This window comes from bacterium (assembly GCA_021372775.1).
Classification (GTDB): domain Bacteria; phylum Acidobacteriota; class Polarisedimenticolia; order J045; family J045; genus JAJFTU01.
The window spans coordinates 1-7,569 of sequence record JAJFTU010000156.1 but is presented as its reverse complement, the minus strand read 5'-3'; the positions used below and the strand labels follow the sequence as shown (position 1 = coordinate 7,569).

6 protein-coding genes are annotated in these 7,569 nt (G+C 73.2%); 1 reads left to right on the top strand and 5 read right to left on the bottom strand.

Going from position 1 to position 7,569, the window contains the following annotated elements; all coding sequences use genetic code 11:
- The first annotated feature begins 346 nt into the window (after window positions 1-346).
- A complete protein-coding gene (locus LLG88_05140; protein MCE5246292.1) occupies window positions 347-811 on the top strand; it encodes a universal stress protein in 465 nt (154 codons plus the stop codon).
- A gap of 235 nt (window positions 812-1,046) precedes the next feature.
- On the opposite strand, the gene LLG88_05135 is transcribed toward LLG88_05140, so the two are convergent.
- The 5 genes from LLG88_05135 to LLG88_05115 form a co-directional block, all read right to left on the bottom strand.
- Window positions 1,047-2,084 carry a serine/threonine protein kinase gene (locus LLG88_05135; protein ID MCE5246291.1) on the bottom strand — a complete coding sequence of 346 codons (1,038 nt, stop codon included), beginning with the start codon at window positions 2,082-2,084 and terminating at the stop codon, window positions 1,047-1,049.
- Entirely contained in the window at window positions 2,081-3,034 is a 954-nt protein-coding gene (locus tag LLG88_05130; protein ID MCE5246290.1) for an N-acetylmuramoyl-L-alanine amidase, read from the bottom strand. Before LLG88_05130 ends, LLG88_05135 begins: the two co-directional genes overlap by 4 nt.
- Complete coding sequence (locus LLG88_05125; protein ID MCE5246289.1) at window positions 3,031-5,013, bottom strand: protein kinase; 1,983 nt, start codon at window positions 5,011-5,013, stop codon at window positions 3,031-3,033. Before LLG88_05125 ends, LLG88_05130 begins: the two co-directional genes overlap by 4 nt.
- A 20-nt stretch (window positions 5,014-5,033) precedes the next feature.
- A complete protein-coding gene (locus tag LLG88_05120; GenBank protein MCE5246288.1) occupies window positions 5,034-6,593 on the bottom strand; it encodes a serine/threonine protein kinase in 1,560 nt (519 codons plus the stop codon).
- A gap of 36 nt (window positions 6,594-6,629) precedes the next feature.
- Window positions 6,630-7,569 (bottom strand): RDD family protein (locus tag LLG88_05115; protein MCE5246287.1); only part of this gene is annotated, 940 nt, incomplete at its 5' end.

Below are 7,569 nucleotides of genomic sequence, written 5' to 3'. Positions count from 1 at the left end.
TCGCCAAGGGGCATCCGGTCGGCGCGACCGGCGTGGCGATGATCGGCTCCTGCTATTGGCAGCTTCTCGGCAAGGCGCCGGCGGTGCTGCAGACGGCGGCGCCGCGCGCGGCGGCGACGGTCAACAGCGGCGGCCCGCTCTGCGCGACCGTGGCGACGAGCCTCGTCCGCGGGTGACGTCGCGCCGCCGCGGCGACGCGCCCCGGCCGAAGGCGACGCCGCGCGGCGCGGCGGCGACGCTCCACGCGCGCCGGCGGCGACGGCGCGAAACGAAGCGCGCGGGGACACTTTCCGCATAAATTTCAGGAGACCGGAGCGCCTGCCCGCCGCCCGGCGCGGGAGGTTCCATGTACAAGCGGATCGTTGTCCCGCTCGACGGCTCGGAGCTCGCGGAAGGGGTCCTCCCCGCCGTCCGGTCGATCACCGAGCGCTACCCCGAGACCGAAGTCGTGCTGATGCGCGTGATCGCCTATCCGCACTACGAGGCGCTCGAGGCCGACGCCAACGCGACGGAGCGGATGCTGCAGACGCTCAAGGAGCACTCGTCGGCGTACCTGCAGCGGATCGCCGAAGGGCTCGCGTCGCAGGGCGTGCGGGCGAGGACGGAAGTGCGCCTGGCGCGCGGTCCGGTGGCCGACGCGATCGTCGATTTCGTGGACGACGTCGAGGCGGAGCTGGTCGCGATGAGCACCCACGGCCGTTCCGGCCCGGCCCGCTGGCTCCTCGGCAGCGTCGCCGAGCGCGTCGTCCGCGGCGCCCGCTGCCCCGTGCTCCTCTACCGCCCGATCCGCCACGGCCGCCTGAAGGCCTGACCCCCGTCGGTCGTCGCGTGCATGGATCCCCGTAGGGGAGGCTGGCGCGTCCCGATCATCGTGCCCGCGCTCAAGTTCCCTCCGCGCCTGCCTCCCGACGTGGCGTCCGCGCAACCCTGCCTTTCGACGTTCAAAGGCAAGGTTGCGCGGAGATCACGTCGGGAGGCAGGCGCGATGGAATCATCCGCGGTCCGACGATCGGCGTGACGCGCCAGCCTCCCCTACGCCCGCATATTCAGAGGCTACCCGCCAGTATCACAATGACGGCGAGAACTACCAGCAATACGAGCGCCACTACGAAGATTCGGTCAGTCACGAGATCTCTCTGTATCGCCTCCTCGGACTCACGAGAATCGACCTCGGCAAGAGCCGCCTCTTCGGCCGCGAACGCGTCCTCTTGATCGAGAAGCTCCCCAGCCGTCGCCGCGTGGTCCTGCGCGGCCTGCTCCAGCGCGGCGGCAAACTCCCAGCAGCTCTGAAACCGCGCCTCCGGATCCTTCGCCAGCGCGATCCGCACCGCCTCCGCGATCGCCGGAGGCACGTCGGGGCGCAGCGCGCAGAGGTCGGGTGGATCGCGGCGCACGTGCGCTTCCTTCACCGCGAAGTCCGAGTCGGCGCCCGCGCGCTCGAACTCCGCGAACGGCGGCCGCCCGCTCAGCGCCTCGAACAGCGCCGCGCCGAGCGCGTAGATGTCGGCGCGGTGGTCGATCTCCTTGCTTCCGAGGATCTGCTCCGGCGCCATGTAGTGCGGCGAGCCCATCGTCGTCCCGGTCCGCGTCAGGCGCAGATTCCCGACCACCCGCGCGATCCCGAAGTCCGTGACCTTCGCCGTCCCGTCCGCCGTCACCATCACGTTGGCCGGCTTGAGGTCGCGGTGGACCACGCCGCGCTCGTGCGCGTGGCCGACCGCCGCCAGCACCTGCACGAAGATCGCCGCCGCCTCCGCGGCCGGCAGCGTCCCGCGCCGCCGGATCACCTCCTCCAACGAGAGGCCGTCCACGAACTCCATCACCAGCGCGGCCCGCTCGCCCTTCACCTCCCCCGTCAGCACCTGCACGATCCCCTGGTGCCGCAGGCCCATCTGGATCCGCGCCTCCTGCACGAACCGCTCCCGCAGCTCGACGTTTCGCGCCAGCAGCGGGTCGAGCACCTTGATCGCGACCTCCTGTCCGAAGACCGGATGCACGGCCTTGTAGACCGCCCCCATTCCCCCTTCGCCGATCAGGCCTTCGACCCGGTACCCGAGGATCTCCTCCCCCGCCGCGACCGTCATTTCGTCCCCTCCGTCACGCCAGGCGCCCCCGCGCCGAACGTCTCTTCGATCGCCTTGGCCACCGCCGCGGCGAAGCGCGCGCGCCGCGCCGGATCGCTCAGCTCCAGCTCTTCGTCGGGATTGACCAGGACGCCGCACTCCAAGAGCGCCGCCGGGATCGTCGCGCCGCGCAGCAGCCGCAGGTCGTCGAAAGCGTAGAGCCCCAGCCCGGGGTCGAGAAGCGTCCGTCCCTCCCCCGGGACCGGCTCGGCGTGGTGCAGCGTCGGCACGAACCCCGCGCGCCGCAGTTCCTCCGCGACGCGCCGCGCGAAGGCGAGGCTCGCCTCCGCGGCCGGACCGCGTCGGGAAACGAAGACCGAGTGGCCGCGGAAGCGCGGGCAGCAGTGGGTCTCCCGGCCGTCCACGCGGCAGGGCTCGAAGTAGCGCAGCTGCGCCGAGTCGTGGTGAATCGAGAGCAGGCCCGCCGCGCCCGCCGCCGTCGCGAGGCGCATCCGCTCGACGAGCATCAGCCCGCCGCGGTCGGCTTGAATGACGAGCGGGCGCACGACGCCGTCCCGCCGCAGCGCGTCCGCGAGCTCGCGCGCGAAACGCCGATTGAAGCTGAATTCCTGCGCGCCGCGCGCGCTCCGCGCGCCGCCGTCGAGCGGCGAGTGCCCGACGTCGATCGCCACGAGCGGCGACGACGCCGCGGGATTCGTCGCCGCGCCGCCGAGCGTCGCGGGTGCCGTCTCGGGGTTCGTCGCGGGGTTCGTCGCGGGCGCCGTCGCCGGGTTCGTCGCTGCTCCGCCGCGCGTCGCCGGCGTCGCCGCCGCGGGGACCGCGGCCGGCGCAGGCGATGGCGCCGTTCCGGCGCACGCGGCGCACGCCGCCGAGAGCGCCGCCGCCGCGAAGCGCAGCCCGAAGCGCGAAACGAAGCGCGAAACGAAGCGCGGCGCGAAGCTCCGAATCACTCCTGCGTCCGCCGGCGCGTGAAGTTGGTCTGGTTCTCGGCGACGATCACGACGCGGCCGTTCTCGTAGCCGAGCGTCCAGTGGTGGCGCGCCTCCCCCTCGATCCGCTCGCCGCGCTCCGCGTTGCGGACGGCGAAGTGGATCGGGAACGTGACGGAGATCGTTCCCGGACGCGGTCCGCGCTCGGCGTCGAACGCGCCGATCCGCTGGTAGGCGATTTCCGGCCAGCGCTTCCAGTAGTCGCGGTGGCCGTTCACGATGTAGTCGTGCGGCTTCACGCCCTGATCCCGCCAATCGACGTTCGCGCCGTAGCAGGCGGAGATGTCGTCGAGGTCGTGGACGCTCACGTCGTGGACGAAGCGGTTCCACATCGCCGCGACCTCGTCGAGGTCCGGCGCCGCCGCCGTCTCGGCCGGCGCGGCGGCCGACGAGGCCGGCGCGGAGTCCGAGGAGGACGCCGCCGGTTCGTCGGGCGCCGCTTCGTCGGAAGGCGACGCCGACTCGGCGGGCGACGCGGGGGGCGCCTGCGGCTGCCGCGCGGGCTGCGGCTGCTCGGGCGGCGGGGTCGGCAACTCGACGGGCGCGGGGCTCGGCGCCGCAACGGTGCGCGTCCCCGAGCGGAGCAGCGACAACCCGACGACCGCGCCGAACACGCCGAAGAGAATCACGAGCACCGCGATCGTGAAGCCCGACGGGCCGCGGCGCGGCGAGACGTCGCGCGCGGGCGGCGGCGCGGCGACGGCGGGCAGCGCCGGCGAGAGTCCTGCGGGCGGCGCCGGCGAGAAAGCGGCGTGGGGCGGAACGTCCGGCTGCGCGTTCGGAGGACCGTTCGGCTGCGCGTTCGGAGGAACGTTCGGCTGCGCGTTCGACGAAGCGCTCGGCGGCGCGCACGGCGGGACGTTCGGCCGCGCGTTCGACGACGCGATTGACCGCGCGATCGGCGGGACGTTCGGCCGCTGGTTCGGCGCGGCGCGGTCCGCGCCGCCCGCCGCGCGCGGCGCCGCGGGCCACGGCGACGCGGGCAACGTCGGCCGCTCCGTCGCGGAGAGCAGATCGACGACGGCCGGCGGCGCGACGACCGCGGCCCGCGGCGCGGAACCGGCCGCGCCCGCGGCGAACGCCGGCGTCGGCGCCGCGTCGCGCGCCGCGTCGAGCAGCGCCGCCTTGAACGCCGCGCAGCTCTGGAAGCGCTCGTCCGGATTCTTGCGCAGCGCGATCAGCGCGACCTCCGCCAACGCCGGCGGAAGCGACGGAACGAGCGTCCGCGGGTCGGGCGGCGCCGTGCGCACGTGCGCCTCGCGCAGCGCGAAGTCGCCCTCCGCGCCGGGCGGCAGGACGTCCGCGAACGGCGGCCGGCCGGTCAGCGTCTCGAAGAGCGTCGCGCCGAGCGCGTAGATGTCGGCCCGCGCGTCGATCTCCTTCAGCCCGACCACCTGCTCCGGGGCCATGTAGTGCGGCGAGCCCATCGTCGTGCCGGTCCGCGTCAGGCGCAGGTCGCCCACGACGCGCGCGATGCCGAAGTCGGAAACCTTCGCGACGCCGTTCGGCTCGACGAGGATGTTCCCCGGCTTGAGGTCGCGGTGCACGACGCCGCGCCCGTGCGCGAAGCCGACCGCGTCGAGCACCTGCTCGAAGATCCGCGCCGTCTCGTCCGCCGGCAGTGCGCCGCGCCGCGCGATCACCTGGTCGAGCGCGAGCCCCTCGACCCATTCCATCACCAGCGCCGCCGACTCCTCGGAGACGTCGCCGGTCAGGACCTGCACGATCCCCGGATGCCGCAGTTCCATCTGCACGCGCGCTTCCTGCGCGAAGCGCGCCCGCAGTTCTGGATTCCGCGCCAGCAGCGGGTCGAGCACCTTGATCGCCACGACCTGCCCGAACTGGGGATGGACGGCCTTGTAGACCGTCGCCATCCCGCCCTCGCCCAACTTGCGCTCGACGTCGTAGCCGAGGATCCGCGTTCCCGCCGCCAGTTCCACGATCTCTCCCGGAAGCCGCGTCAGGCCGCGGCGTCGTCCTTCTTCTTCGGCGGCTTGGAAGCCGACCAGACGATCTGCACGAGCAGCGCGCCGAGCAGCGCGCCGACGGCGAGGCGTCCGTATGCGCCCGCGAACGCCGTGGGAAGCAGGTCGGCCAACTGCCCGCGCCCCGTGGCGACGAAGACGATCCGGCCGATGAAGTCGCTCGCCCACGCGCGGACGACGAGACCGACGGCGACCGCGGCGAACGGCGTCCAGCGGCGCGCCGCGGCGCCGCCGAGCAAACGCACGCCGAACGCCCACCCCACCGCCGTCGGGACGCCGAGCAGGAGCCACGGGACGGACGCGGGATCGGCGAGCGCCGCCGCGAAGCGGCCGCCCGCGGCGAAGACCGCGCCGGGGATCGCGACCAGCGGCCCGACGACGAATGCCGCCCAGGCGAGGCCCGGCCGATCGGCCCGCCGCGCGAAGATGCAGGCGAGCAGCGCGAGGAGCGTCGCGCCGAGGATGTTCGAGAGGATCGCCGGCGCCCACCAGCGCGCGTCGAGGCGCGACGTTCCGCCGATTAGCGGAAGCAGCGCCGCCGCGCACTGCGGCAGGCAGAACGACGCGGCGAGCGCGAGGAACCGCGGGAAGCGCGGCGCGGAGGGTCCGGCGCCGAAGAGGTCGAGCGCGTCGAGCGGGCGGCCGTCGTCCGGCCGGCTGAGGGCGCGGATCCCCGGCGCGGCGCTCGCCACCTCGGCCATCGCCTTGCCGGCGAGGGCGCGCGCGAAGGTCGAGCAGTCGGGGAAGCGCTCTTCCGGATCTTTCGCCAGCGCCTTCAGAACGGCGGCCGCGACGTGCTCCGGGATCTCCGGCTTGATCGTGCGCGGATCGGCCGGCGCGCGGTGGACGTGCGCCTCCTTGATCCGGAAGTCGGAGTCCGCGTCGGCGCTCTCGCACTCGGCGAACGGCGGGCGCCCGGTCAACGCCTCGTAGAACGTCGCGCCGAGCGAGTAGACGTCGGAGCGCTGGTCGATGTCCTTCTTGCCGAGCACCTGCTCCGGCGACATGTAGTGCGGCGAGCCCATCGCCGTGCCGGTGCGGGTCATCCGCGCGTTGCCGACCACCTTGGCGATGCCGAAGTCGAGCACCTTCGGCTCGCCCGACGCCGTGAGGAGGATGTTCGACGGCTTGAGGTCGCGGTGCACGACGCCGCAGGAATGCGCGTAGCCGACGGCGTCGAGGATCTTGGCGAAGACGCCGCACGCCTCGTCGGCGGGGACGAAGCCGCGGCGCTTGACGACCTCCTCGAGCGAGACGCCGTCCACGAGCTCCATCACGAGCGCCGCGCGGTCGCCGGAGACGTCGCCGGTGAGCACCTGCACGATCCCCTGGTGCCGCAGCCCCATCTGGATCCGCGCTTCCTGCACGAACCGCTCGCGCAGGTCCGGGTCGCGGGCGAGGACCGGGTCCAGCACCTTGATCGCCACTTCCTGCCCGAAGACCGGATGGACGCCGCGGTAGACCGCCCCCATCCCGCCCTCGCCGATCAGGCTCCGGACTTGATACCCGAGGATGTTTTCGCCGACCAACGTCATGGAGCTTCGTTCCCTTTCAAGACGCCGAAACGCGGATCAATGATGCCCGAAGAAGATGAGCAAGAGAAAAAACCCGATGACCAGAGCGCCGACGATCCGCCCCGCGCCGAGCTTCCGACCGATCGTCAGGAGCCCGGAATCCCGATCCCAGCTCGCGACGCCGTTCGAGCGGAGCCTCGTGTAGGCGATCGCCATCGCGGCGATGTTGACGATGGGGAGCGAGAGCCCCATCCCGCGGACCCAGAGCAGCAGGGTCCGCTTGACCGCCTTCCCGAACGGAGGCTTCCGCCCGTCCGCGGCGCGAACGCGCAAATCGAAGAACCAGCGGCCGATCGTGCCGCCGAAGCACGCCAGAAAGAGGGCGTCGAGAACAAACGGGCCCAAGGCCAACGCGACAAAGAGGAAGGGACGGCCGAGGTGCTCGTCGCACCATGCATCCGACGTTCCGAGAAGCGCGGGCGCCGCGACCATCGCGGCGAAGTAGGCCGCGAATACGGACGGCAGAAAGTAGAGCGTCCAATCGACGATCTTCGCGAGCAACCGTCGCCACGGGCGGGGCTTCGCGTCCCAGCCGCCGGGGAGCAAGACGACCGGCTGCGGCGCCGCGGCGGCGCCGACGACGGCGACCTGAATCGACGGCCGAGCCGCCGGCGCGGGGCCGGCGATGCCGGGCGCGTTGGGCGCCGCGGTGCGAGCGAATCCGGGCGCGTCGGGCGCCGCGGGACCGGCGCCGGCCCAAGCGACGGACACGGCCGTCTCCAATGCCCGCTTGAACGCGCCGCAGCTCTGGAAGCGCTGCGCCGGATCCTTCGCCAAGGCGCAGGCGACGATCTCGGCGAGATGCGCAGGAACGTCGGGGCGCAGCGTGCGCACGTCGGGCGGCGCGGTGCGGACGTGCGCCTCCTTGATCGAGAAGTCGCTGTCGGTGCCGTCGCCGGCCTCGAGCGCCGCGAACGGCGGGCGGCCGGTCAGCGCC

What these genes read in the sequence shown, in the direction of transcription:
- LLG88_05140 (MCE5246292.1), top strand. Translation starts at nt 347, where the DNA reads ATGTACAAGCGGATCGTTGTCCCGCTCGACGGCTCGGAGCTCGCGGAA.
- LLG88_05135 (MCE5246291.1), bottom strand. Translation starts at nt 2,084, where the DNA reads ATGACGGTCGCGGCGGGGGAGGAGATCCTCGGGTACCGGGTCGAAGGC.
- LLG88_05120 (MCE5246288.1), bottom strand. Translation starts at nt 6,593, where the DNA reads ATGACGTTGGTCGGCGAAAACATCCTCGGGTATCAAGTCCGGAGCCTG.